The 26,391-nt window shown below is 61.1% G+C and carries 24 protein-coding genes; 6 read left to right on the forward strand and 18 right to left on the reverse strand.

Annotated elements, in window-relative coordinates:
* Positions 1-98: 98 nt before the first annotated feature.
* Positions 99-1,274: a tyrosine-type recombinase/integrase gene (locus LDZ28_RS26650; protein WP_244831954.1), complete on the forward strand. Its 1,176-nt coding sequence runs from the start codon at positions 99-101 to the stop codon at positions 1,272-1,274.
* A gap of 21 nt (positions 1,275-1,295) precedes the next feature.
* On the opposite strand, the gene LDZ28_RS26655 is transcribed toward LDZ28_RS26650, so the two are convergent.
* From LDZ28_RS26655 to LDZ28_RS26680, 6 genes are all read right to left on the reverse strand, one after another.
* A complete protein-coding gene (locus tag LDZ28_RS26655; protein ID WP_244831571.1) occupies positions 1,296-2,024 on the reverse strand; it encodes an SDR family oxidoreductase in 729 nt (242 codons plus the stop codon).
* A gap of 113 nt (positions 2,025-2,137) precedes the next feature.
* Positions 2,138-5,404, reverse strand: a complete 3,267-nt coding sequence (locus LDZ28_RS26660) for an EAL domain-containing protein (RefSeq protein WP_244831573.1) — start codon at positions 5,402-5,404, stop codon at positions 2,138-2,140.
* Positions 5,405-5,417: 13 nt separating this feature from the next.
* The gene (locus LDZ28_RS26665; RefSeq protein WP_244831575.1) at positions 5,418-5,855 is read right to left on the reverse strand and encodes a phosphate ABC transporter substrate-binding protein; all 438 of its coding nucleotides are present in this window, start codon (positions 5,853-5,855) and stop codon (positions 5,418-5,420) included.
* 10 nt (positions 5,856-5,865) lie between these two features.
* Positions 5,866-6,876, reverse strand: a complete 1,011-nt coding sequence (locus tag LDZ28_RS26670; RefSeq protein WP_244831576.1) for a hypothetical protein — start codon at positions 6,874-6,876, stop codon at positions 5,866-5,868.
* Positions 6,877-7,559: 683 nt separating this feature from the next.
* The gene (locus LDZ28_RS26675) at positions 7,560-11,165 is read right to left on the reverse strand and encodes a type VI secretion system Vgr family protein (protein ID WP_244831578.1); all 3,606 of its coding nucleotides are present in this window, start codon (positions 11,163-11,165) and stop codon (positions 7,560-7,562) included.
* Between the two features lie 7 nt (positions 11,166-11,172).
* Complete coding sequence (locus LDZ28_RS26680) at positions 11,173-11,424, reverse strand: PAAR domain-containing protein (RefSeq protein WP_244831580.1); 252 nt, start codon at positions 11,422-11,424, stop codon at positions 11,173-11,175.
* Positions 11,425-11,641: 217 nt separating this feature from the next.
* Here LDZ28_RS26680 and LDZ28_RS26685 point away from each other — a divergent pair, with 217 nt between their 5' ends.
* A complete protein-coding gene (locus LDZ28_RS26685; protein WP_244831587.1) occupies positions 11,642-11,920 on the forward strand; it encodes a hypothetical protein in 279 nt (92 codons plus the stop codon).
* A gap of 243 nt (positions 11,921-12,163) precedes the next feature.
* Here LDZ28_RS26685 and LDZ28_RS26690 read toward each other — a convergent pair whose 3' ends face one another.
* The 10 genes from LDZ28_RS26690 to LDZ28_RS26735 all read right to left on the reverse strand — a co-directional run bounded on the left by LDZ28_RS26690 (position 12,164) and on the right by LDZ28_RS26735 (position 20,972).
* A complete protein-coding gene (locus LDZ28_RS26690; protein WP_244831589.1) occupies positions 12,164-12,505 on the reverse strand; it encodes a hypothetical protein in 342 nt (113 codons plus the stop codon).
* Between the two features lie 69 nt (positions 12,506-12,574).
* Positions 12,575-13,453 carry a transporter substrate-binding domain-containing protein gene (locus LDZ28_RS26695; protein ID WP_244831591.1) on the reverse strand — a complete coding sequence of 293 codons (879 nt, stop codon included), beginning with the start codon at positions 13,451-13,453 and terminating at the stop codon, positions 12,575-12,577.
* Positions 13,446-14,201, reverse strand: a complete 756-nt coding sequence (locus LDZ28_RS26700; protein ID WP_244831955.1) for an ABC transporter permease — start codon at positions 14,199-14,201, stop codon at positions 13,446-13,448. Before LDZ28_RS26700 ends, LDZ28_RS26695 begins: the two co-directional genes overlap by 8 nt.
* 109 nt (positions 14,202-14,310) lie before the next feature.
* Entirely contained in the window at positions 14,311-15,141 is an 831-nt protein-coding gene (locus LDZ28_RS26705) for an ABC transporter ATP-binding protein (RefSeq protein ID WP_244831593.1), read from the reverse strand.
* A complete protein-coding gene (locus LDZ28_RS26710) occupies positions 15,138-16,220 on the reverse strand; it encodes an ABC transporter substrate-binding protein (RefSeq protein WP_370652284.1) in 1,083 nt (360 codons plus the stop codon). The genes LDZ28_RS26705 and LDZ28_RS26710 overlap by 4 nt, the downstream gene beginning before the upstream one ends.
* A 134-nt stretch (positions 16,221-16,354) precedes the next feature.
* The gene (locus LDZ28_RS26715) at positions 16,355-16,615 is read right to left on the reverse strand and encodes a DUF3072 domain-containing protein (RefSeq protein ID WP_244831600.1); all 261 of its coding nucleotides are present in this window, start codon (positions 16,613-16,615) and stop codon (positions 16,355-16,357) included.
* A 57-nt stretch (positions 16,616-16,672) separates the two neighbouring features.
* Positions 16,673-17,716 carry a Gfo/Idh/MocA family protein gene (locus LDZ28_RS26720; protein WP_244831602.1) on the reverse strand — a complete coding sequence of 348 codons (1,044 nt, stop codon included), beginning with the start codon at positions 17,714-17,716 and terminating at the stop codon, positions 16,673-16,675.
* Between the two features lie 20 nt (positions 17,717-17,736).
* On the reverse strand, positions 17,737-18,639 hold the full coding sequence (locus LDZ28_RS26725; RefSeq protein WP_244831603.1) for an alpha/beta fold hydrolase: 903 nt from the start codon (positions 18,637-18,639) through the stop codon (positions 17,737-17,739).
* Between the two features lie 3 nt (positions 18,640-18,642).
* Entirely contained in the window at positions 18,643-19,545 is a 903-nt protein-coding gene (locus tag LDZ28_RS26730) for a shikimate dehydrogenase (protein WP_244831610.1), read from the reverse strand.
* The gene (locus LDZ28_RS26735) at positions 19,542-20,972 is read right to left on the reverse strand and encodes an MFS transporter (RefSeq protein WP_244831618.1); all 1,431 of its coding nucleotides are present in this window, start codon (positions 20,970-20,972) and stop codon (positions 19,542-19,544) included. Before LDZ28_RS26735 ends, LDZ28_RS26730 begins: the two co-directional genes overlap by 4 nt.
* 215 nt (positions 20,973-21,187) lie before the next feature.
* On the opposite strand from LDZ28_RS26735, the gene LDZ28_RS26740 reads away from it, so the two are divergent.
* From LDZ28_RS26740 to LDZ28_RS26755, 4 genes are read left to right on the forward strand one after another with little or no spacing between them, the layout of a single operon-like run.
* Positions 21,188-21,787: a nuclear transport factor 2 family protein gene (locus tag LDZ28_RS26740; RefSeq protein ID WP_244831620.1), complete on the forward strand. Its 600-nt coding sequence runs from the start codon at positions 21,188-21,190 to the stop codon at positions 21,785-21,787.
* Positions 21,787-22,866: a maleylacetate reductase gene (locus LDZ28_RS26745; protein ID WP_244831622.1), complete on the forward strand. Its 1,080-nt coding sequence runs from the start codon at positions 21,787-21,789 to the stop codon at positions 22,864-22,866. The genes LDZ28_RS26740 and LDZ28_RS26745 overlap by 1 nt, the downstream gene beginning before the upstream one ends.
* Before the next feature lie 9 nt (positions 22,867-22,875).
* Positions 22,876-23,742, forward strand: coding sequence for an intradiol ring-cleavage dioxygenase (locus LDZ28_RS26750; protein ID WP_244831624.1), 867 nt, complete (start codon positions 22,876-22,878; stop codon positions 23,740-23,742).
* An 18-nt stretch (positions 23,743-23,760) separates the two neighbouring features.
* Positions 23,761-24,567, forward strand: coding sequence for a sugar phosphate isomerase/epimerase (locus tag LDZ28_RS26755; RefSeq protein WP_244831626.1), 807 nt, complete (start codon positions 23,761-23,763; stop codon positions 24,565-24,567).
* 2 nt (positions 24,568-24,569) lie between these two features.
* Here the strand turns inward: LDZ28_RS26755 and LDZ28_RS26760 are convergent, their stop codons facing one another.
* Positions 24,570-25,349: an IclR family transcriptional regulator gene (locus LDZ28_RS26760; protein WP_244831628.1), complete on the reverse strand. Its 780-nt coding sequence runs from the start codon at positions 25,347-25,349 to the stop codon at positions 24,570-24,572.
* Positions 25,350-25,452: 103 nt separating this feature from the next.
* A complete protein-coding gene (locus tag LDZ28_RS26765) occupies positions 25,453-26,361 on the reverse strand; it encodes an alpha/beta fold hydrolase (RefSeq protein WP_370652285.1) in 909 nt (302 codons plus the stop codon).
* Positions 26,362-26,391 lie beyond the last annotated feature (30 nt).

The raw sequence follows: 26,391 nt of genomic DNA on the forward strand, positions 1-26,391 counted from the left end.
AAGCACATCCACCTATAATGTCGTTCAGTTCGACCCACCGACGACGCCCCACCTTGAACCAAACTCTGCGAGCATCGTCCCGCGTTGCGCTTCAGCCGATGCCGCTTGAAGCGCTCGTAATTCCAGCGGAAATAGATGGCCGCGACGGCACGAACCGCGAGCTTCGCAAGCACGCGCAAATCGAGGCGGACAGCGACCTCGACGCCATCCGCGCTTGGCTGTCGCGCTTCCACGCAACGAAGACCACGTTCGAGAACTATCGCAAGGAAGCCGAACGCCTTCTGCTCTGGTCTATCGTGACGCTCGGCAAGCCGCTGTCGTCGCTCTCGCACGAGGATTGTCTGCGCTATCAGCACTTTCTCGCCGACCCGCAACCGGCGGCGACATGGGTCGCGGGCGGCGGGCGCAAGCATGCGCGCAGCGACGCGCGCTGGCGGCCGTTTTACGGGCCGCTATCGCCCGCGAGTCAGCGTCAGGCGGTCGTCATTTTGAACGCGCTGTTTTCGTGGCTGGTACAAGCCGGCTATCTCGCGGGCAATCCGCTCGCGCTGTCTCGTCAACGCGCAAAGCATGCCGCGCCGCGCATCACGCGTTATCTGGAACCGGCACTTTGGCAGGAAGTGAAGGACACCATCGCGGCCATGCCGCGCGAAACTGACCGCGCTCGCGCCCATGCGTCGCGCGCGCGTTGGCTCTTCACGCTGCTCTACCTCGGCGGCTTGCGTATAGCGGAAGTCGGCGGCAATCACATGGGGCAGTTTTTCGTGCGACGCGATGCGGACGGCACGATGCGCTGGTGGCTCACCATCCTCGGCAAAGGCGGCAAGGAGCGCCTCGTGCCCGCCACGCGCGAGATGATGACGGAGCTCTCGCGCTATCGTCAGCATCTGGGCTTGAGCGCAATGCCCTCGCCCAGCGAAGACACGCCGCTCGTGCTGCCCGTCGGCGCAACGGCCGCGAACGACGGCACGAAGACTTGCGCGCCGCTCACGCGCGCCGCGCTGCATTCCATCGTGAAAGATATTTTTGCGAGCGCAGCGGCCCGGCTCCGCGAACGCGACGGCGCATCCGCGAACGCGGACTTGCTGGAGAAGGCGTCGGCGCACTGGCTGCGTCACAGCGCCGGTTCGCATATGGCGGATCAAAAAGTCGATCTGCGGCTCGTGCGCGACAACCTTGGGCACGCATCGCTTGCCACGACGAGTCTTTATCTGCATATGGACGACGACCGGCGGCACCGCGAGACGGACGAGAAGCATCGCATCGACTGGTAGCGAACGCGTCCGTCTCGCGCGTCATAAGTCGAAGTTCGTCGGCATCAGGATAACGTCGCGAATGGTCACGCCGCGCGGTCGTGTCAGCATGAAGAGAATGGCGTTTGCGACTTCGCTCGCGTCGAGCAAACTGCCCGACTCCTTCGCTTCCCTGAGCTTCTCTTCCGGCCAATCGGCCAGCAATGCGCTGATCACCGGCCCTGGCGAAACCGAGCCGACGCGAATACCATGCTTGAACACCTGACGCCGCACGGTCTGGACGAAGCAGTTGATGGCCCATTTCGACGACGCATAAACCGGCTCCCACGGTGTCGGAAAATGAGCCGCGAGCGAACTCGTCACGACAATGTCGCCGGTGTTCCTGCCGATCATATGCGGCAGCACGTCGTGCACGTTCTTCATCACGACGTTGACATTGAGATTGAGCATGCGGTCGATGGCGCTCGTGTCGGCATCGACGAGATCGCCGCCCACGTAAGTGCCCGCGTTCGCATGCAGGATGTCGATCTGCCCCGCCATCTCGATGACACGCGGCGCGAGCGTCGCGCAGGCCTTGGGGTCGAGAAGGTCGATGACGAGCGCGAGCGCCGCATCGCCGCGTTCGGCGCAGAGCTTCGTCAGTGCCGCTTCGTCGCGGTCCACCAGCACGACGCGCGCCCCTGCCGCCAGCATTGCATTGGTGCTGGCAAGCCCGATGCCCGAGGCCGCGCCCGTCACCACGGCTACTTTGCCTTCCAGTTCTCTTGCCATATTCGTCGTCCTTGCGTTGACCGTCGTCGCGCGCCGATGAAACGCCGCGCATCAACGAACGATGATTGTGTAGGCCGGGAACACTGTCAAGACTAAAGTCGTTCGCGCCGTACTCAAGCCGCTTCGGCGGGCCACTCGAATGGCTGCAACAAGAGCGTCTTCAAGGCATCGGGCGTGAGCGGACGGCTGTATCGATACCCTTGAATCTCCGAACACGCGTTTTCCTGCAGGAACTTCAACTGTTGCTCGCTCTCCACGCCTTCGGCGATCACGTTCAGATCGAGCTGGCGTCCGAGCGAAATCACGGCCATGACGATGGCGCGATCGTCGTCGCCGCCCGGCAACTCGCGCACGAACGACTGATCGATCTTCAGACGCGCTATCGGAAAATGCTTCAGCGCCGAGAGACTCGAATACCCGGTGCCGAAGTCGTCGATGGAAAGCTTCACGCCCATTTCCTGCAACCGGCACATGGTCGCGATGGCGCCATCGAGATCCTGCATGATGACGCTCTCGGTAATCTCGAGTTCGAGATACTGCGGGTCGAGCCCGCTTTCATCGAGCGCATGCCGCACGCGTTCCACGAGTTCCTTTTGCAGAAACTGCCGCGCCGATACGTTCACCGCCACCGTCACCGGCGGCAGACCTTCGTCCTGCCACGCCTGATTTTGTCGGCAGGCCGCGTGTAGCACCCAGTCGCCAATCGGCAGAATCAAACCCGTTTCTTCCGCAATCGGGATGAAGGTCGCGGGCGAGATCAGGCCTTCGGTCGGATGCTCCCAGCGCAGCAGCGTCTCCACACCGAATACGCGATGCGTCTCCAGATCCACCTGCGGCTGATACACGAGCCGGAACTCGTCGTTGGCAAGCGCGTGACGCAACTGCTCCTGATAGCGCAGGCGTTCATGCACCTTCTGATTCATGTCCGCTGTGTAGGCCTGGTAATTGTTGCGGCCCATTTCCTTCGCGTGATACATCGCGGCGTCGGCGTTCATGAGGAGCGTGTCGGCGTCGCGGCCATCGTTCGGATAGCTCGCAAGCCCCATGCTGCAGCTCACCTGATAATGCTGTCCCTGCAATTCCGCAGGCTGCAAAATGGTCTGACGCAAGCGCTCGACCATGGCCGTGACGCCCGCGCCGCTCTGATCGTCTTCGAGCAACACGATCACGAATTCGTCGCCGCCCAGACGAACGACCGTGTCCGTGCTGCGCACCGATTGCACCATGCGCGAAGCGACCGTGCGCAGGAGATCGTCACCCGCGCGGTGGCCAAGGCTATCGTTGATGAGCTTGAAGTTATCGAGGTCGATAAATATCACCGTCACGCCGCGCCCATAACGCTCCGCCTGCAACAGCACCTGCTTCAGACGGTCGCTTAGAAGCGTGCGGTTGGGCAAACCGGTGAGCGCGTCGTGGTTCGCCATATGGCGAATGCGCTCCTCGGCCTCGCTGCGCTGAATCGCGATACCCGCAATGCGCGTCGACAGCGCAACCGCCTGCGATTCCGGCTCGCTCGGATAATGCTTCTCCTGCATATACAGCGTGATGACGCCGAGCGCGGAACCGTCGTGCGAGAGCACGGGAAAGGCCCAGCACGACATGACGTCGGCGAGGCCGCAGCGCGCGAGTTCGCGGCTCAGGGCCTCGTCGCGCGCCACGTCGATCACGCATACCGTCTGACGCGTATGAATGGCCTTGCCGCTCAACAACGCATCTTCGTCGATACGCGACTGGCCGACCACTTCGCGGTATCGCTCCGACATGCTCGGCGCCGCGCCGACGCGCAGCCAGTTGCTCGTGCCGTCGCGCAGCAGCACCGCGCAGCGCGACCCGGGAATCTGCGTTTCGAGCACGCTCACCACGCGCACGAGCACTTCTTCGAGCGGCACGCTCTTCGCGATCATTTCGAGGATTCGGCTCTGCTCCTGCCTGCGCGCTTCCGACCGCTTGCGCGCGCTCAGATCGCGCACGATGGCAACGACGCCGTCTTCCACCGGCACCACTTGCCGATGCAGCCACAGCGTCTCGCCATCCGCACGCCGATACTGCCATTCGTGCTCGCGCACCTGCAGCGTCTCGGCCACCTCGACGAACTCGTCGAAGACGCCGCCGTCGCGCGCGTCGACGAACGCTTCGTCGAGCGTGCTGCCGATCAACCGTTCGCGCGCCACGCCGAGAATCTCGACGCCGCGCCGGTTGGTGCCGGTCAGAATGAACTTCTCGATCTCGCCTGCCGGACCGCGCTCGTCGCGAAACACGAGGAACGCGTCGATGCTCGATTCGGATGCCGCGTAGTAAGTCTGTTGCGCGCGCCGTTCGCGTCGGCGGCTGACAGCGAGTTGCCAGCTCGAACGACTGAGAATGAACGCGATCGCGATGACGCCGAGACTCAGCACGCTCGTCCAGATGAAGTCGGCGCGCCGGCGGCTGCGAAAATCGGCGAGTTGTTCGTCCTGGTCGAGACCGACGAGCGCAATCAGCGCGTAGCCGTTCAGTTCGCGCACGCTGGTATAGCGGTGTGCGTCGTTGTCCCACTCATGCACGACCGCGTTGCTGACCGGCGTATCGCGCACCGCGCGCAATGCCGCGTCGGGATAGCGTTGGCCCCACGAGACCGTATCGCCGATCTGCTGCGCACGCACGACGCCGTCCGCGCCCAACACCGCGAGCAGACCATGCTTGCCCATGCGCGCCGTGTCGTAGTTGCTCGTCAGATAACCGGGGTCGAGCGAGAGCATGACCGCGCCGCCGAAGTGTCCCGATGCATCGCGCAGACGGCGACTGAAGATGATCTCCGGCATGTCCGCGTGTTCAAAAGGCGCGACGAGACTCATGTACGGCGCGCGCGCGTCGTCCTGGCGCTGACGTTGCGCGATGAACCACGGCTCGTCGGCCACGCTGAGCGGCATGCCCGAGCGGTTCGACGCGGCGAGCTGACCGTTTGCATCGGCGATAGCGACGCGAAACACGATCGCGGACGGCAGAAGCCCCTGATCGTTGAGGCGCTTGAAGCTTGCGGCGCCGTTCGTCTCGTACGCGAACTGAACGGTCTTGAGCGTCTGGTCGATGGTCGCGAGATTGCGCACCAGTTGCGCCTCGTAGGTATCGGCGAGTTCACGGCCGAGTTCGCTCGCGGCGATTTCGGCGGCCATGCGTTGCGTGTGGACGAGTTGCAGCACGATCACCCAGATGATCGCCAGCAGAAAGACCGCGAATACCGGAATCATCACGTGCGCTTCGAGCGCGCGGCGCATGGCCCGGCGCAGCGAAGGCGGCAAGCGCGCTTCCTGGCTGTCGCCTTGCACGTGCGAAGGCCCGCGCGCCGCGTCCGGTTCGATCAGCCGCTTGATCGCGCGCATCTTGTCGATGTTGAAGATCATGAACGGGCGCGCTTCACGGACGCAGGCTGAGGACGACCTTCACGCTCGCGTCCACATCCTTGCGGTCGATGTAGGCGATGGCGGACGGACGCGCTTGCAGATAACGCTTGACCGCGGCTGCGTCGGCCATCTCGCGCGGCGGTTGCGCGCGGCCAGTGAAGATGAGCTTCGACCAATACGCGCGCAATTGCGACGCCGACTTTCCCGTGCAATCGCGATAGAAATCGGCGCGCAAGGGCGAGTCGTCAGGCAAGTCGAGCGGCACGGCTTCGTCGCCCGAGGGGAATGCGCCCACGCGACCGAGGAAGATATCCGCGATCTGACTTTCGTTGAGCGACGTGAGCGGACTTTTTGCCGATACGACGACCACGACATCCGCCATCGCCGATGACGTGCACATACAAAGGGCCGCGAAGAGCGACGCTGTTCCGATGAGTTTGAGGAGTGGCATGTCGGGCTCCTCAGAAGACGAAGTCGAGCGCGGCGCTGAAGACATTGCTTCCGCTTCCCAACTGATAGCCCGGCTGCTGATTGAGGAACGTGCCCGTCGAATTGGACGGCACCCAGACATGATCGAACTGCACCTTGAGGTCGATATTCTTGACGACATCCCAGCGCGCACCGATGGAAACATCGCGCTGGCCGTTGTTGTAGTTGGGAATGGCGGTGGGCCGGTTGAGCCCGTGCGACTGCGCGTAGGTCGCGAAAAACGTGGCCTTCGCGTAGCGCACGCCGCCCGTGACGTAGCCGCTGATATAGCCAGGCGTCACCTGCTCGACCGTCACGCGTGCAAGTTCGGCCTGCACGAACCACGCGCCTGGATCGTAGGCGGCGGCGATGCTGTAGACGTTCACGGGTTGGTCGGCGAGGAATGGGAGCTTGACCGACGCGTGCTGATAACCGACGTGACCCGTGAAGTTGCCGATCTCCACGGTATCGTCGAAGGCGAGAATGTTTTTGCCCTCGGTGCGGAATGCGCCGGGGTTCACGTGAAAGACCGAGTAGCCGTAGACGAAGCGCACCGTGTTGGAGATGCCGCGCGCCGCGATGCGATAAGCAACGTCGGCGCCGTCGCTATTGGTGAGCGGTTGCGTGTTGTACATCTCGACCGGCAAACGCACCCACGGAAACGCGTAACCGACGTTGCGATATTCCGAGTTCAGAAAGGTGGGCAACTCGATACGGCCCACGCGCACGCTGAAGTCGGGCGTGAACGCGTACTTGACGTTCGCCCATTCGAGGCGCGGCTTGAAGGTGTTGTCGTATTCGTGCTGCGAGATCACCTGCACGACGGCCGAGAGCTTGTCCGTGAGGCGTGCGCTCAGTTGCAGGCCGATCTTCGAATCGTTCTCGAAGTCGTACTTGCGTGATGCACCCGCGCCGTTCGGTTCGAGCGGACTGCTCACATAGTCGGCGGTATCGAGAGACGAATGCGTCATGCCGAGCGTGCCGAAGCCGCTGAGCGTGAACATTTTGGGAGCATCGTCGGCGCGCGCGGTCATCGAGGCGAAAACGCCTCCGAGAAGAACCGCGACGCGTGCGATGCGAGCCAGCCGGTGTTCGAAAAAGATCATGTGACGAGCGACGAAGGCTTCTGATGGATGGACTCAGTTAAGCCTCCTTTAACGGCACGGATGGGTGCGGCTTTATCGTTTTCGAGCGTTGATTTCGCTTGGGAATGGGGGATTTTCAGGGATTCGGCGGATGTCGAATTTTCGTTTAGGCTGATTGCGAGTCTGGCGGCCGGAACTGGTACTGTCGTCGTCGAGCAAGTCGTTGCGTGTGAGCTTGACTCGCTAAGGTTTTAACATCGGGCAGATCGGCCAAAGCGGCGCTCGTCATACTGATTCCGACGACTGCCGACAATCAAGCGACGCTGCGTGCCGCCGGAATGCGGACGATTTATCTGAGCAACGAGTGCTGATCAGCAAGCCTGCATCTTAATTGCCTTCGCTATTTTTATAGGCTCGGGCAGTGAACGCTTCGAACAGGTCGTCGACCCTCAAAACAAATAAGTTCGCTCCTGCATCCCAAGAGAAGCTGCCTACTCGCGGAAAGGCAGCTTCTCTTTGTTCGAGCGGAGCTAAAGGGATATGAGGATTGATCGCTGATCCTGTATTTCATCTTGAATAAACGCGTCGCATGCTCACATAGGTCAGTCCCGGTGGTGAAGCATTATCCAGCGGATTGTAATAATCGACATATACATTGACAGGTCATCGTTCGGAACCTTGGTTTCAAGAGCCGATGTGAACACGGCGTCCGGCATTATCATTTTAAAAAGCTTACTAATTTGCGAAAAAATTGAATAATCGCTCGGGTATTGTCGCAAAAGTGCGGTCATCCAAAAGACCTGCTGGGAATGCCGCGATTCATGATAGAGCATGTCAGCAGTTGACTTAAGTTGCCCATTAAGCGCAGTCGAATCATCGGCAACAGCTAAAACCTTGGCAATTTCAGCTTCGTGAATTGCTATAACCCAGTAGTGACTGACAAACGACGCGCTCACATCAGGCCGCATGTTGTACCGATTGATCGCTTCGTCTAGCCTTGGAACCTCAATACGCGGCATGCTGCCACCGCTGCTCAGTGATCCTGAAGGCAACCCAAAAGGGCTGGCTCCTAGCGCTCTTGAGAGTACGAACTGGACAGAGCTTTCAATGATTTTTTTGAGTTCCGTCGATACCGAACCATCCGGCTGCTTAAAGCTTAACCAGTCTATGTTTTTGAGCGCCTCCTTAATCTCCGCCGTGTATGATTTTGCCACAGGGTATTCAACATCCCGCCGGATTGGCATCTCTGAATCTTCTAGCCTCGCGCCGCGTACAAAGTGGTATGAGCGCAGGCCATAATTCATCGGATCGCATGAAGCAAACAACGGTTGCTGTCCTTTTGAAGTAGCTCCTTGTTCCGGAGATTTGGAAGTCTGACCAGCAATCTGTGCGCTTTTAAAATTCGCATTCGGGATCGCACCACCAAAACTCCAATCCTTGTCGCGGAGCATGATGGACGTATTGAAAGCAATAACCTTCTCCGGTTCGCTGCTCGCAAATAGCTCGACTGTCGCCAGCGCGACCTCATTACTAGTGACGAGCGTTGTTTCCCCTAAGGCGTTGCTGACGCCTTCGATAACGCGACCATCATCAACGGTTATTCGGTAGGGCTGGTTTGGCAATGCGAAACCGGTGTCGTGTTCGATCAACACATAGTGAGCGGCGATCCGACCGGGATTTTCAGGCGTTACGGGAAGGCGGACCGATTTAGCCTGCGGCGCGTCGGTTGCATGAGTGCTCGCGTGGACCACGAACTCGCCACCGGTGAAACCTCGGAGCCCCTGCGGACTTATCTCGATGACACTGCCACCCCCGTTCAGCCGAATCCCCTTCGCAGCAGTCAGATTGATCCACCCGTCCGTGCTAACGACCTCGACGTCCTTCTTGCCGATGACCTGCATGCCATCGCCCTGCGCCTCGATCCGCACCTTCCCCGCCGCAGCGCTCAGCGTGATACCGGCCTTCTGCGCGAACACAGCGACCGATTCCAATACGCTTGCAAACATCGAACGCGCCGCCGCGAAGCTGACATTGCGCCCGCTCGTCACCGCAAGGTCTTCACCGCTTGCTACGTGCGTGCTGCCTGCCGTCGTGGTCTGAATGCCAGCCGGACTCGAAAGCGTCAAATGCGGCGCTTCATACTCGGGAAATTCGCCGGTATTGACGTTCGCTTTGCCGATGCCGCGTATCGATTCGTTCGCGGCCTTGATCGACTTCGCTACATCACTCTGATTCCGCGTGGCGTCTTGCGCACCATGTCGCTGTGCAAGACCCGAGAGACTCTCGTGAATGTCACGCGCCTGCGTCAGCCGCGCCACCGTCTCGCTCATGTCGAGTGCATGGCCACTCGCATTCTGGCGAGCCTCGGTCGTCAACAGCAAACCCTTCGCCGCTCGCGCCGCTCCGTGGCCGTCCGTGCGCAACTCGAACCCTGCACCACGCGCTTCGCGTCGGCCTTCGTTTCCGTCGATGCGCGTATTGAACCCCAGACTCAAACTCGACTTCGCGTAATCGCTTGCAAGCTGCGCCTGCATCCTGTCGTGTGTATCGTCCAGCGCGAGATGGTTCGAGGCGAAGCTATCGCCCAAACTCTGGCTGCGGATGCCACTCAGCGCGTTATTGCGCGGCAGCTTCCAGGGCGGCATGTTGTACTTATCGACCACGAACGCGGCGACGTAGGGGCGGTCCGGGTCGCCATGAATGTGCGACACAATGACCATCTGTCCCGCGCGCGCCGGCGTGACCACGCCCATCTCATTGCCTTGCCATTGCGTGGCGAGACGCATCCACACCGATGTCGAGCCGTCATACCGGGCTTCACGATCCCAATCGTACTGAATCAAGACGCGGTTCTTGTCATCGACCCATGACTCGTAGTTCTGGTTCTTGTGGTGTTCCGGCGTGACGATCACGGCGTATTCGTCGTCGACGTGCGGCCTTGGCGTCACCTGCGGCATGCGGTAATACTCGGTGGCCGGCTGAAGTTCGAACGCAGTGTTGACGGTGTACTGACGCCAGGCGCCCGATGACGTCCCAATCTCCGTGATGTCGAGCTCACACGCAAGCACGATGTACTCGCGATTCGCCTTCACCTGCGGATAGCCGGTCAGCGTGAAGGTGCGACCCGGCTGAAGCCCGCGCAAATGGCCCTTGCCGTGCGCGCGCAATCCCGTGCAACGTGCCGCCTGAAGCTTCACACGCGCGAGGTGCTGCCCTTCCTCGTCCATGTCGTTCGCTTCTGGAAAGGCATGGTCCGTCTCGGGTTGCGCAAACTCTGCAGGCGCGTAGATTTCGATGCGTGGGCTCGCGGTGCCCTGAGCATCCTCGAACTCGCGACGCATCGGCATATTGCTCTTTCTCAGGCGCGGTTGCATGTAGTCGTGATCGTTGACCGTCGCCTTGCCCGCCGTGACCGTATGAGTTACGGACAGCTCGCTGATGTGTTCCTCATCGACACGCTCGCCCGTGTGATAACGCAGCGTCTCATAGGCGATGCCGTGTCCCTGAAAGCCGCCGAGCGTGTCGGAGATAACCAGCGTATGGCGATTCTCGTCGTGCTCGAACCAAAAGAACAAGCCCCACTCCTCCATGAGCCGCATTGCCAGCGCCCAATCCGACTCCCATGCCTGTCGAATGAAGTCCCGCGGCGGATAAACCGGCTTGCCGCTCCACGGTCCGGCGATGCGCCAGTCGATCACGCCGTAGCGCCCTAAAAGCTGTTCGAGAACGTCGGTAACGGAACCTTTGAAGATGCGCGAATCTTTGTTGAGCGTTGCTCGCCATGCGGCCGGACGAAGCACGAACTCATAGACCGCCGCGCGATCCTCCGTGCAGATGATTCGGGCCGATGCAATGTGACCGCTGATATAGCGCGTGTCGGCGCCGAGATTGGCCAGCCCTGTATTGCCCTTCTGGCCCGCGCGGTAAGTTCCGATCCCCTCTATCTGGACGGCAACCGTGCCACGTGCTCCGGCAATGCGCTCCAGATCGACCTGCGCGGCATCGGCAGGGTTGCGTAGCAAGTCGGGGTTTTCGACTGCGGCTAGAACGGTGTATTCGAAGAGTTCGCCAACCGCCTCGCGTCCGCGGACACTACGGGCTGTGAGCATCTGGCTGCGATAAGGCTTGCGGTCCACTCCCCGGCTAATGGTCTCTGGTAGCGCGGGCGAGCTGAACGTGATGGTGCGCGTTTGAATATTCCACGACATACGCACCTCACGCAGCGACGAGCGTGGCGCCACACGTGGTCTTGTCGCCGATGAAGGCGACTCTCACGCCGCAGTGCTTGCGCGCATCGGTCGCGTCGATGGGATAAGTGCCGCCGCATTTCGGGCATTCAGTGAGGTGGCCGTCTAGCGCAACATCAATTCCCCTATGTTTAAGGTTAGGGGCGGCTTGAATGACTCGGCCGCCGTGATCCGTCGTATCACCCAAGCGGGCTACTTTGCGTCCTAATCCGTCTCTCATGGCTTTGCGATCCTTTGGAGTTCTTGTTGGTATAAGGAATCGAAAGACTACGATGAACGAATGGGATTCAGTCGCGCCACAACAAAATGTCACTTCTCCCGATGCGCAGGGAATGGGGCGCTTCCATTCGTCGGACCGCTGAACGACCGCCTAGCTTAACGTGCATCCGCACGATGCTAACCTTGCCTCATGCAACTCATCCGCGAAGGGAATGACGATGAACCGCACCGACTACGAACAAGCCCTCGCCCAACTGATTGGCGCCGCCGAACTCGTCGTCTCTGGAATGCCTGAAGACCAGAAGATGAGCGCGTTCCAGTCGCTCGCGTTCTTTCGTTTGCGGCAGCATCGACTGATAGAAACGACTACACCGCTGATCTCGAACGACGAGCTTTTCAAAGACTCCGCGATGGCCGCGCTGACGATGGCAGGCCGCAAGGAATTTCTCGCGGCCGCCGCGCTTCTGGAGCAGGCGCGCTCGTTGATGTCGAATTAGGGCAACGCAGACGCATCGGGCCTGCCGAGCGCGCAACTTCGTACCCGGCCTGACGGCGCTAAAAAAACAAAAAGCGCCGTGCGCGAGGAGAAGCGCACGGCGCGGAAATCGCTCGTCCCGGGGGTGGAAGAGCGTGGCAACAGAATGAATTCTAGCTACGTCCAGGAAATTCGAAGTCCCGATAAACGGACGAATTTCCCCGTAATTCCCGGAATCGGCACGGCAGCGGCATTTTTTGCCTGGTCAGGGGCACGGGCCTTCGCTCTCCTTTCCCGGCATCGGGCGGTTGGCTGCGGGCTGATCGCGGAAATGATCCGGAAACGCCTTGCCGATCAGCGCGTCGTAGTCGGCGGGGTCCGAGGAAACAATGGCATGGAGCATCTTGATGAACGCGTTGCCATCGGCGAGATTTTCGACGATGACACGTGCCGTACGCAGTGAAATGGCTTCCTCAAGTGGCTTTTCGTTGCCGTCTTCCAGCAGAAAGCGGAAGCGGTGGATCTCGGCGGCGGAGCCATGCGGCTCCTCGTGCGAAACAATCGTGGCTTTCATAATCGATGACAGGTAGATCCAGGCATCGAGCACTCAGCAAAAACCGCTCCTTACAAGGCTGGGCGGGCGCGACGAGGCGACCGCCGCCTGTTTGTCGACTCTTCAATGGCAATACAAATCGTTCTGTGCGTTGAACATTTCGAACGCGAGGCGAGTGGCCTGATCCTGCCGCACGGTGGTGAACCAGCGCTCGCGCCGCCACCCGTTCACCGTCCGTTCGATGAACGCCGCGCTCGCGATATCGCCGCCACGCGATGCGATGAACGCCGGCGCGGGCGCAACCGCGCCCGGCAGCGTCCGGTAGTACGACCAGTCGGCTTGCTTGAGGAGCGCGCGCACGACGAGTTCATCGTCCACGAGCGCGGCGCACTCTCCCGCCTGAAACGCGAGCAATGCGTCAAGCGGCCTGTCGAAGCCCTGCAATGCCGCCCGATACCGATGCGCGGCGCGCGCCGCAAACGGACTTTCGCGCGACGCGCAGATCGAGCGGCCTTCGAGATCGCGCCAGTCCTGAATGTTGCCGTGCCGAAGAACGAGCGCAACGCCTCGCCCCGAAGCGTAGTTGCCGGGCGCAAAGGCAACGGACGCATCCGGCGAAAACGCCAGCCCGGCGATGGCGACATCCGCGCGACCGTCTTGCACGGCGTGGCGCGCATCGGCTTGTTCGGCTAACACGAGTTCGACGGGCAGTCCGGCGCGGCGCCCGAGTGCCTCGGCGAGCGCGGCGGAGTATGCCTCGGGTGCGCGCACGGAACGGTCGACGTGGCCGACGGTCAGGATAGGCGCGGGTTGGGACGGCACGGCGACGATCAGCTTGCCGCGTGCATAGGCGGCGGCGAACGGCCGGTCATCGGCGAGTGAATTGCGCCAGCTTGCGCTCAAGGGCGACAACAAGTACGCGGCGAATAACGCGACTGCCGCAAGCGGCATCCACAGCCGCCAGCCGCCTTCATGCGACGCCGCTTGTCCGGCTCTAGCCATTCTGTGCGAGGCCCACACGCCAGCGCAGCAAACGCCGTTCGAGCAGCGAAAGGCTCTTGTTGATCAGAAGGCCGAACAGCGCGAGCAGCACGATGCCCGCATACATGTCGGGAATCTGGAACGTCTCCTGAGAGTTGAGCGTGTAGAAACCGAGACCCGAGCGCGCGCCGATCATCTCTGCCGCGACGAGCGCCGTGATGCTGTAGGCGCCCGCGAGCCGGATACCTGTCAGTATCTCGGGCAACGCGGCGGGCAACACGACCTTGGTAAAGATGAAGCCTTGCCCCGCCCCCATGGAACGCGCGCAATCGATGAACACGCGTTCGACTTGCTTCACACCAGAGATGGTGTTGAGCAGCACGGGCCAGAACGCCGCCCATACGATGATCGCGATCTTCGACGATTCACCGATCCCGAGAAAGAGCATGAACACCGGAAAGAGCGCGAACGCGGAAACTTGCCGCAGCAGTTGATAAAGCGGATCGACGATGCGCTCTGCGCGCCGGAACCAACCAAGCGCGAATCCGCACACCACGCCGCCGACAACGGCCAGCAAGAGCCCGCTAAGCGAGCGCAGCGCGCTTGCGCCGAGGTGCTTCCACACTTCGCCGCTATCGACGAGATGCGCGATGGCAACCGCCACTTGCGATGGCGGACTCAGATACGCCGTGCTCACGACACCGAGCCGCGGCAGCAACTCCCACAGCAGCACGAAGACGATAAGCGCGATGGAACGTTCGAAGGCCATGGAAAGCCGAATGCTCCGCCGCGGCGCGGCCGTGCGAACCCTGGGCGGTTGTGCCGTTTGCGGCGTCTGCGGTGCGATCAGACCCGGCAGCTCGCGGATGGTGTTTTGCTCAGGCACGGAATGCCCCCGTGTTCAGTTCATCGTGCTGCTCGCGCGACGGAACAAGCGCTTCGCCGAGTTCCAGACTCAGGCTTGCCCATGCACGCTGCCGCAACGCCATGAAAGCGGCGGAATGGCGCAAAGAGGCATCGCGCGGACGCGGCAAGTCGATATCGATAATTTCCTTCACGCGGCCCGGCCCGCGTCCCATGATGGCCACGCGATCCGCGAGAAAAATCGCCTCGTCGATGCTGTGCGTGACGAAGACGACCGTCTTTGCACTTTGCTCCCAGATAGCGAGCAACTCCTGCTGCAACGACTCGCGGGTTTGCGCATCGAGCGCGCCGAAGGGTTCGTCCATCAACAATATCTCGGGACCATAAGCCAACACGCGCGCAATGGCCACGCGCTGGCGCATGCCGCCCGATAGCTGATGCGGATAGTGATCGGCGAAGTCGAGCAGCCCGACGAGACGCAAGAAACGTTCGGCTTCGCTGCGTCGTTGCACGGCTTTCACGCCGCGAATCTCGAGCCCTGTCTCAACGTTCTTGCGCACCGTGCGCCAAGGAAAGAGCGCGTAGCCCTGAAACACGACGCCAAGCTTTTGCCGCGCGGCGCTGACAGGTTCGCCATCCACGGTAATCTCGCCCGCTGTCTGCGGCACGAGGCCGGCAAGAATGCTCAGGAACGTCGACTTGCCGCAACCGCTCGGTCCGAGCACGGCGAGAAACTCTCCCTCGCGCACGCTCAGATCGAAGTTATCGAGCACCGTGAGGCTCGAACCTGTCGCCTCGTTTTCATATGTGAGGCCGAGGCCACGCGCGACGATCTTCTCGCTCATGACGGATTGCCCTGCGCATGCGTGCTGGCGCTCGCTTGCGACGACTTGCCAGCGTACGGGTTGTAGTCGTTCGTGTAGACATCCTTGACTGCAACCTTGCCCTTCGGGATCTTGCCAGCCTGTTCGAGAATGTCGATGTAGTACTGGATCGGCGGCTCGGTTACGACGAGATCCTTCACATAGGCATAACGCTCGACCAGCTTCACGTCGATACCCAACCGCTCCGCCGTAAGCTGACGCGCTTCGTCAGGGTGCGCGTTGACCCAGTTCCCCGCCTTCGCAATAGCCGTGACAAAGTCCTTCACCGCTTGCGGATGCGCCCGCGCAAACGCGCCATTCACGCTATACGGCGCCATTCCGCCGAGGCCACCGTCTTCGTCCCAATCGCTCCATAACTTGTGCAATTGCGGATCGGCTTCCGCCGCGCCGGAAAACGGCGGGTGAATGATGGCGATATCCACGTTCTTCGTTACGAGCGCCTGCTGCGACTGATTGTCGGGCACGACGAGCCAATTCACCTTCGAGACATCCACGCCATGCTGCGACAAATACTTCTTCGTCACGAACTCCGCGCATGCGCCGAAGCTGTTGAACGCCACCGTCTTGCCTTCGAAGTCCTTTGGTCCGCGAATACCCGAATCGGCGCGGGAGAAATACTTCATGTGCGGTGCATCGGGCAGCGTCTCGCCGCCAGCCGAGACCACCTTGATGTCCGCGCCGCTTGCAATGGCCGAGATGACGAGCGGCACCATGCGCGTGCCGAAGTCGATCTCGCCCGTGCCGACGAGCGGAATGATCTGCGGTGCGGAGATTTTGCCGACGTACTTGGGCCGCGTGCTCGTGTTCTCGAAGTAGCCGAGCTTGTCGGCGAGATAGACGAGGTCGAACGCGGGGTTGTCGGGATATTTGAAGTAGGTGATTTCCTGCTTCGCCGACTTGTCTACCGATACCGACGAGCTCTGTACTTTCTCGGTGTCCGGCTTGCAGCCGCTTTGCAGAACGAGTACGGCAGCCGCGCAAGCCGCGACGAGAATCTTTCCGGCGCGACGGGGCCGGCGGTGCAAAAGGGACGCCATCATGATTTCCGCTGGGAGAGCACGGTTAGAGGCGGCGCTGGGTTCACACCAGCACCGTACTCCGCGATTCTCACTCAGCAGTCACGACGCGCAAACCAACAAAACATGCTTTGTTTAGATGGCAGCGTTCGAATACTTCAAGACTTTTGGCCGCGCCCCGTCTTCGCTTGCAATTCTTCGATCTTGAGCGAGGCGTCCGCTTTCGTCAGCGACGGGTCGAACTCTTCTTTTGCTTCCTCGGAAAGCGTCTTCAGATAGGAAGCCTGCGCGCCCGTCATCTTTTCGTCCCCCGTGACCCAATCGCTCGGGTCTTTTTCGGCATTCGATGTCGGGTGCGATTTCGGGTCGTCAGACGGGCCGGCTTGTGCATTGGTATCGTCGATGGTTTTATCGTTCATGGCGCAATCCTCTTGGCGTGGTGACATATAGAGGTCTGGCGCAAGGAGCGTGCCGCATCAGGTCACGTTCAGTTCGATCAGGCGCCCCAGCCGCGCCGATTCCTCCACGGCGAGCGTTGCCGCAAGCGTGCGTGCGGCGTCGTGTCCGTCTATGACGGGACGCACCGAACCTTTCACGACATCGACGAAATGTTCGAGTTGGTTTGCATACGTGTTCTCCTCGGGCACGGCAAGTCGCGCATCGTGAATAGGCTGGTCGCGTCCCTTCGCGCCTTGATACGACCACATCGTCAGGTCCGGCATGGTGACCGCGCCGTCTGTGCCCGCGAAAAAATGCGTGGGCACGGGACGATAAGCGAAGAGTTCACGGTCCTCGCCCGCTGCCGTGTCCCAGCCCCAAGGCGTCGCGGTCGTGTCGGAGAGACTGATGTTGGCAAGCGCGCCATTCGCGAGTCGCAGCGTGCAGGCCGCCGAGTCTTCCACGTCGAAACCGCGCACCTTGTTCGACGATACCGCCTGCACCGACACGATCTCGCCGCAGATGAACCGCAGCAAGTCGATCTCGTGAATCAGGTTGATGAGAATAGGACCGCCGCCTGGCTGTCTGCGCCACGGCACGTTGAAGTAGTCATCGGGCTTGTACAACAGGCACATGATGTTCGCCATGACGAGCGTGCCGATCTTTCCGCTTGCCACGGCTTCCTTCGCTGCACGCACCACCGGATTGTGCCGCCGATGATGCCCGACGAGCATGGCAACGCCCGCTTCCTTGGATGCATCCGCGAGCGCGTTTGCAGATTCGAGATCGTCTGCAATGGGCTTTTCCATCAGCACGGGGATTTTTCGCTCGATAAACGCGAGTCCCACTTCGAGATGGGTGTGATTGGGCGTGCACACGATAGCCGCGTCGATACGTTCGTGCTTCAGCAACTCGTGGTAATCGGCATAAAGCGGCACGGACAACGACGCCGCATAACTCGCCGACCCGGGCGATGGATCGGCGATAGCCACGAGCCTGCACGACTCGTTACGCGCGATCTCTTGGACGTGACGCCGGCCAATCACGCCCGCGCCGATAACGGCTATTCCGATCTTCTCCATGTATCCAACCTTTTGATCTATCACGATGAGGTGTGTTGCCGAAGGAACGGCACGAGGTCATGCAAGACTTCCTCGTGCGATTCTTCCGGTTGCAAATGGCCGCCGCCGATGCCGCGTCCGCTGACTTCATCGGCCCATGCGCGCCAGATTTCGATTGGCGTATGAGCCTGCCCTTTACGTTCTTCCAGGCTCCAGAGAACCATGACGGGACACACGAGCTTGCGGCCCGCCGCGCGATCCGCGCTGTCGTGCGCCGAGTCTTCATCGGCTGCCGCGCGATAGTCCTCGCACATTGCATGGCGCACGTCCGGGTTGCGAAAGGCGCGGCGATAGGCATCGAGTGCGTCGCTATCCATGCGTTCGAGGCCGCCTGCCATCTTGCCGAGCGCGCGTTCAATGAAGGCGTCGGGATCGGCGGCGAGCATGCGTTCAGGCAAGTCAGCCGGCTGCGCGAGAAAGAACCAGTGCCAAGCGTTGACGGCGAAGGCTTTATTCACGGATGCGAACGCGTCGATGGTCGGCACCACCGTCAACGAGGCATACGCCGCCACACGCTCGGGATGATCCAGCGCCAGCCGATAACCCGCGCGCGCGCCGCGATCGTGTCCGACGACAGCGAAGCGCTCATGGCCGAGTGCGCTCATGAGTTCGACGAGTGCCTGCGCCACGCGCCGCTTGGTCCAGCGTTGTTCGTGCGCGAGCGTGACACTTGCGCCATAGCCGGGCAAGTCGGGCGCAATCACCGTGTAGAAACGCGCAAGCACAGGCGCGATATAACGCCAGACGAAATGCGTCTGCGGATAGCCGTGCAACAACAACACAGGTGGGCCAGAGCCGCCAATCCTGCCGTTAAAGTGCACATCGCCCGCCGTGACATCCAGCTTCGAAAATCCTTCGAACCATTCATTCGCAGCTTGATTCATGGCTCATCCTTGCAGTGACTTGCCGTTCCAGTCGAACGATGCAGGCAAGCCAAAGAAGGACGCGGAAATGGGCATCGCGTAGTTCATCATGTTGCGTCCGTGATGAACCTTCAGACCGCGCGCCTGAGCCGCCTTCAACAGAGCCGTCATGCGCGGTTCCATGATTACATCGGCGACGACTGCTTGCGGTGCAAGTTCATCCAGCGCGAAGGGCAATGGGTCATGCGCATGCAAGCCAACGGGCGTTGCATTAATGGCGAGATCGATACCGCGCATATCCGGCGTGCCGGCTTCGATGCGCGCATCGCTGACCGAGGCGATGGCATCGGCCAATTCGCGCGCGCGCTCGGTGTCGATGTCGAAGATAGTCAGGCTCGCGATTTTCTCCAGCCCGACCGACCAGCCGATACTGCGCCCCACTCCACCGCAGCCATGCATATAGACGTGCGCGCCTTCCAGACGCACGCCATCCGCCTGCAGGCCCGCGACGAAGCCCGCGCCATCCACGTTGTCGCCTTCCCATCCGCCATCCGCGCAGCGCCGCAGCAGATTGATCGAGCCGATGCGCTCGGCGCGCTCCGTGAGCGTATCGGCATGACGCATGGCGGCCACTTTATGCGGCATGGTGAAGATGACGCCGTCCACGTTCGCAATGGCCTTGGTGCCGGCGAGCGCGGCATCGAAGTGCGCGCTATCGACATCGGCGGGCAGCATCAGCGCGTTGATGCCATAGCGCTTCATCAACGTGCTCCACACGACAGGGGCGCGCACATGCGCAATCGGCGAGCCGAAGATATGGAAGAGGCGCGTGAGCGCGTCGGCGGGTGCATCGAGCCTCAGCCTTTCCTCGGTCAAACCGGATGATGTCGTCGTCATTGCCTTCTCTTGTGTGTCGAACGCCGTCATGCGCCACGCTCCTGTCCGCTTAGCGGCTTCGCCGTATTGGCGCGCTCTTGCGTCGCTTCTTCGCGCAGGCGTTCATATTCGTGTTTGGGGACCGGCACCGCATCGCGCCGGCCAAGATCGTTCATATGGATGCGATACGTCTCGCGCGCCGAGTATGTCGCCAACGCGGACAACACCGTGATGCCGAACGTGATACCGCCAACGATCAGCCAGATGTTTTGCGAGCCGGGCGGCGCGACCGTCGTGAACAGCGCCGGCAGTAGGGCCGAAATGGCGACGCCTACGTTCTGCGAAATGGCCATCGACGTCACGCGCATGCGCGTTGGAAAGAGCTCGGGATAGAAGCTCGGATACACCGCGTTTTGCCCCTGATACACGAGGCCCCACATCAGTATCGACAAAACGATGGCGAGCGTCACGCTATGAATGCTGATGGCATAGAGATACGCAAACGAAAGCAGCCCGGAACCGACCGACCCGACGATGATCGGCAGCCTTCTGCCCACTCTGTCCGACAGACGTCCCCAGTAAGGAATGACGATCATGGCAGCGACATTGCCGAGCACCGGAATCCACAGATAAAGGCTCTTGCTGAAGCCGATGCCATAGGCCTGCTGCACCGCATACGCGCCGCCGAAGATGGTCGTGACCACGGGAATGACGTTCATGATCGACATGCACATCACGCGCAGCATGTCGTCCCAGCAATGCCTGAACGCGAGCTTGACGGGCGCATGCGGCACCGCGCCACGCTCGCCTTCCTGCGCGAACGCGGGCGTCTCGCGCACCTTGCGTCGAATGAAGTAACCGGCGACCAACACGAGCGCGCTCATCAGGAACGGCACGCGCCAGCCCCATGAATTGAAGGCGTCCTCGCGCATGAAGTGACTCAGCGGCAGGAACACGGCGGCCGCGAGCAATTGCCCGGCGGTGACGCCTTGCATGCCGAAGCTGCCGTAATAACCGCGCCGCCCAAACGGTGCGTGTTCGAGAATCATGGAACTCGCGCCCGAGATTTCTCCCGCCACCGCAAAGCCTTGAACGAGCCGCAGCACGACGAGCAACGCGGGCGCCCACAAGCCGACCTGATCGTAAGTGGGCAGGAACGCGACGGCCATCGTCGAGAAGCCCATCAGAAACATGCAGACGAGCAGGACCGACTTACGACCGTGCGTATCGCCCCAATGCCCGAGGACGACCGCGCCGATAGGACGCGCAACGTAGCCGATGCCGTAAGTCGCGAGCGACGCGGCAATCGCCACCTTGGGATCGCCCTTCGGAAAGAAGATCTGCGGAAAGATCAGCGCCGCGGCCTGCGCGTAAATGAAGAAGTCGTAGTACTCGAGCGCCGAACCGATCCAGCCGCTCGCGGCCGCCAGTTTCGACTGATGCCGTCCGTGCGGCTCATGGTCTGCTGCGTTGGACATCGATGTCTCCATTGGTGATGTAAGTGTGTTCTCATCCGTATTTTAGTTCCATCTTAGAAACTCACATCGAAAACTGTCAACGCGTTTTCACGCACAATTCCCGTATGAGAATAAACTAGGGATAGTCCCTACAAAGCCCAGATAACGCTTGACGGCACGGCCCGCGCTCACTCACCATGGAAACCACTTTCCATATGAGAACACGAGGTCACACAATGAACGAGACACTGCTGGAACGGCTGGCGATACGCGAGGCAATCGAGAATTGGGCCGTGTGGCGCGACGCGGGCGACTGGGAACGCTTCGCCACGCTCTGGCATCCCGAGGGCGTGATGATGGCCACGTGGTTTCAAGGCACGGGGCCGGAATTCATCCGCGTGACGCAAGAAGGCTGGGCGCGCGGCGTCAGTATTCTTCACTTCCTCGGCGGCACGGCTATCGATCTCGAAGGCACACGTGCCATTGCGCAGACGAAGATGACCATCTCGCAGCGCGGCGAGGTCGAAGGTCATCGTTGCGATGTCGTCTGCACCGGGCGCTTCTATGACTTCTACGAGAAAGTGGACGGCAAGTGGCTCTTGCGCCTGCGTCAGCCTATCTACGAGAAAGACCGTCTGGACCCCGTCGAAACGGGTGTGCGGCTCGAACTCGATCCCGAGACACTCGGGCTCTTTCCCGAGGGTTACCGGCATCTCGCGTACATTCAGACCAAGATCGGCTACAAGGTCAAGCGCGACATGCCGGGACTAACCGGTCCCGTGGTCGAAGCGCTTTATGCGCGTGGCCGTGCGTGGCTCGATACAGGCACGCTGTGATGAACGCCGTGGCAACAGAGTTCGTTTATAACGCGTTGCCCGCCCGCGTGATCTTCGGTGCGGGCCGGCGCTCGGAGACGGCCGCCGAAGCCGCACGGCTCGACTGTACGCGTCCGCTCATCGTGACGACGCGCGAACAGGCCGCATTGGGCGATGCCATCGCGCAGCAGTTCGATCCGGAATCGACACACCGTTTCGCCGATGCCACCATGCACACGCCCTGGGACGTCACGGCGCGCGCCTTGCAAGCCGTAGACCGCGCGCACGCCGATTGTGTGATCGCCATAGGCGGCGGCTCGGCGGTCGGTCTGTCCAAGGCCATTGCATTGCAGACGGACCTGCCGCAGATCGTGCTGCCGACCACGTATGCGGGCTCCGAAGTCACGCCGATCATCGGTGAGACGCGTGACGGCGAGAAACGCACACAGCGCACGCTCAAGGTGCTGCCCGAAATCGTCATCTACGATGTCGAGCTGACCTTGAGTCTTCCCGTCGCGATGAGCGCGGCAAGCGGGCTCAACGCCGTCGCGCATGCGGTCGAGGCGCTCTATGCTGTGGACGGCAATCCGATCACATCGCTGATGGCGGACGAAGGTATCGCGTCGCTGGCGGCGGCGTTACCCGAAGTGGCGCGCGCGCCCGAATCGATCGACGCAAGACGCGCCGCGCAATATGGCGCGTGGTTGTGCGGCACGTGTCTGGCTTCGGTCGGCATGGGTCTGCATCACAAGATCTGCCATGTGCTTGGCGGCGCATTCGATCTGCCGCACGCGCAGACCCATGCCATCATGATCGCGCATGTCGCCGCTTTCAACGCCGATGCCGCCGCGCCCGCAATGAAGCGCATTGCCCGCGCATTGAACACGGAGCATGCGTGGACCGGTCTCCACAATCTCGCGGCATCGCTTGGCGTGCCGCGTTCGCTCGAAGCGATCGGCATGCCTGAAGCGGGCATCGATCACGCAATCGACCTCGTCACGCGCAACGCCTATGCAAATCCGCGCGCGCCCGAAAGCCGACCGCTTCGCGCCATGCTCGAACGCGCATGGAAAGGCCTGCCGCCCGCGCTGGTCAAATAAGGACACTCGATGCGAAATTTCAACGAAGACAACATCACGCAAGCCGTGCTCGAACGCTTGAGCGGTTGCGAGAACGAACGGACACGGCAAATTAGCGAGGCACTCGTCCGGCATCTGCATGCGTTCGTGAAAGAGATCGAACCGACCGAAGCGGAATGGGCTGGCGCTATCGACTTTCTCACGCGCACGGGCCAAATGTGTTCGGAGACGCGCCAGGAATTCATCCTCCTCTCCGATACGCTTGGCGTGTCCATGCTCGTCGATGCGCTCAATCATCGCTTCACGGGCAACGCCACCGAGACCACCGTGCTCGGGCCGTTCTATGTCGAAGAGGCGCGCGATCTTCCGTTGGGCGCGAGCATTTCGCATGCATCGGACGGGCCGGCGATGATCGTGGAAGGCAGTGTGTCGGATCAACATGGCGAGCCGATTGCGGGCGCGCTCATCGAGACATGGCACGCGGACAATCACGGCTTCTACGACGTACAACGCGAGGCGGGCCTGACCGCGCTCGACATGCGCGCCCGTTTCCACGCCGATGAAAATGGACGTTTCTGGTTCCGTTCGATCGTGCCCGCCTTCTATCCGATTCCGAACGATGGCCCTGTAGGCAAGATGCTCGATGCGCAAGGGCGGCATCCTTACCGGCCGGCACATGTGCATTTCAAGGTCAGCGCGCCGGGCTTCGAAACGATCGTCACGCACGTGTTTCTTGAAGGCGACCGCTATCTGGATTCGGATGTCGTGTTCGGCGTGAAGGATGGCCTGATCGCGCGACTCGACACGATAGAAGGCAGCATGAGCCCGGCCGGACATGAAGTCACGCCGGGCACGGCCCTCCTTGCTTATCCCTTTGTTCTGCCCGCAAAGCGCTAAAGACTCACGAATACGACAATGCATAAACTGTCCTTGCATCACCTCACCATGCTGGATGCGCATCCGCTGCAACTCGTCGATGCCGCGCACGCCGGTGGCTTCGACTATTACGGCTTGCGCGTCGTGGCGCCCACGGCGGCGGATAGCATCGTCGATGTCGCGGGCAATCCGGCGCTCATCCGCGAACTCGCCGCGCGCATGGAGGCGACGGGCGTTCGCCTGCTCGATATCGAAGCCATCTGGCTGCAAGAGAGCACGAACATAGAACTTCTCTTGCCCGCGCTCGAAGCGGGGCATCGGCTTGGCGCGAAGCATGTGCTTACCGTTGGCTTCGATCAGGACCGCGAGCGTCTCATGCGCAATTTTCGGGCGCTGTGCGAAGCGGCTGCACGCTTCGAGATGACGGTTGGCCTGGAGTTGATCACGTATTGCGCCATAGGCACGCTGGACGATGCGCTCGCCACCATCCAGGCAAGCGGTCAGCCGAACGCGCGGCTTTTGATCGATGCCTTGCAGTACTTCCGCTCGGGCGCGAAGGTTGAGGACATCGATAGTATCGACCCCGCGCTTATCGAATACATGCAGATTTGCGATGGACCGCGTGCCTCGCCGGTTGCAGTGGCCGACCGGCGAAACGAAGCACGCACCGCGCGTTTGCTTCCCGGCGATGGCGAACTTCCGTTGCACGATTTGCTGGTCAAGCTGCCCGCTGACCTGACGCTCGCCGTCGAAGCGCCCACGCTCGCATTGCGCGGACAACCATTCGATGAGCAAGCACGCACGATCATGTCGAGCATGAAGCGCTTCCTTGCAAAAGCGCAGTAACTCTATTCCGCGAGATATTGACGCTGGATGCGCACCGCGGATGCCTTGAGTATTGCAATCGACCGCTCGCCGATTTCCGGCGAGTAACGCACGGCTGGTATCGCGAGATTGAGCGAACCGAGCGGGAACCCGGTGGACGACAAAATGGGCACGCCAAGACCCACGATGCCCGGCGTGAATTCTTCGAGCGAATGAGCGAAGCCGTTTGCACGCACGTATTCCAGCTCGTTCAGCAAGGCTTTCTTGGTGCCGATGGTGTTCTTCGTGAAGCGCTCGAACGACACCGAGCGCATGTATTCGGCGCGCATGACATCGGGCAGGAAGGCGAGTATTGCCTTGCCGCCCGATACCGCATACAAGGGCGCGAGATCGCCGAGCCGCATATGCGATTGCAGGCGCTGCTGACTCACGACAGTTGCAACGACTTCGACCTGCTCGCCCTTGAGTTGATTGAGCGCGCACGATTCCGCCGTTTGCTGCGTGATATCGCCGAGGACCGGTTCGGCGCATGCAATCAGACTGCGCAACTGATTCGACTGCTGCGCGAGTTTCAAAATGGCATCGCCCAGCCGATACCCCTTCGTTTCAGGCACGAAACGCAGATAGCCGCGATCCGTCAGATTGCGGATGAGCTTGGTGAGACTGCTCTTGGGAATGTCGAGCGCCTCGGCAATCTCCGCATGCGACATCTCGCGGCCCCAGCGCGCGAGCAACTCGAAGAGATCGAGTGTGCGGTCCGCCGACTTGACCGTGCTGCTGGCTTCGATTTCCTCACGACGCATGCGCTGCTCCTCGTTCATATAGAGGAACAGTTTAACTGCGCCGTGCTTCGTGTCAAGAATCCGCACGGTAAAGTGCAGATTTTTATTCACGAGTGGGAACTTTTTATTTACCCGATACGGAATCGACGAACGCACCAAGATCGTTATCGAATCGCTTCGGCTCCTCGATGAAAGGCGCATGGCCCGACTTCGCATACAGCACGCTCCGCAACTTCGGGTTGATCTGACGCGCCCGCGCGATAGCCGGTTGCGCCTTGACGAGCGCATCGCGCGCGCCGTAGATCAGCAGCACCGGAACCTGCGCCTGACCGAGACCATCGGCGGCCGCTACGCTCATCGACTGAACAGCAGCCTGCATGTCCCACGAAGCCATCGCGGCGTTGGCGAGCAGGCGCTCGAACGTGACCTTGTCCGGTTGCGTGTCGAAGCAAAGGCTCAGGAAGGTGCGCTCGCCGTCGAGATGCGTCTTGAGATCGGCCGATGTCATGTCGCGATAGACATCGGGATGCGCCACGATCTGCTCGGGCGTAAGCTCGATCACACCATCCACATACACGGCGCCCGCGATCTTGCCGTCACCATAGGCCGCGAGATAGTTCGAGATGACCGCGCCGCCGAGCGACCAGCCAACGAGCACCGGCTTCCTTGCATGCGACGTTTCGATGACTGTTGCAAGATCGTCGGCCCAGCGGCGGCCGTCGGTATAGGCATCGGCATTCGTGGGCTTGCCTGAGCGACCGTGGCCGCGCATGTCGTAAGTGATGAGACGGTAGCCCTTCAGTCGCGCGCTTTTCACCTGCGCATCCCAGTTCAGGCGGCTGCCCAGCAGTCCATGAATCAGCACGACGGCGGGGCCGTCCGGGTTGCCGGATTCCTGCACGGCGAGCGCGAAGCCATCCGGTGCATTGACGGTATAACTTTTTTCTTCCGCGAACGCAGCGGACGATACGGCGCTCAACGCGCCCGTCGCGATCAACGTGGAAACAAGGTAACGAACCATGCGAAAAGACACGATGACACTCCTCATTCATTCGAAAGTCCT

It is taken from the genome of Caballeronia sp. TF1N1 (assembly GCF_022878925.1).
GTDB lineage: Bacteria > Pseudomonadota > Gammaproteobacteria > Burkholderiales > Burkholderiaceae > Caballeronia.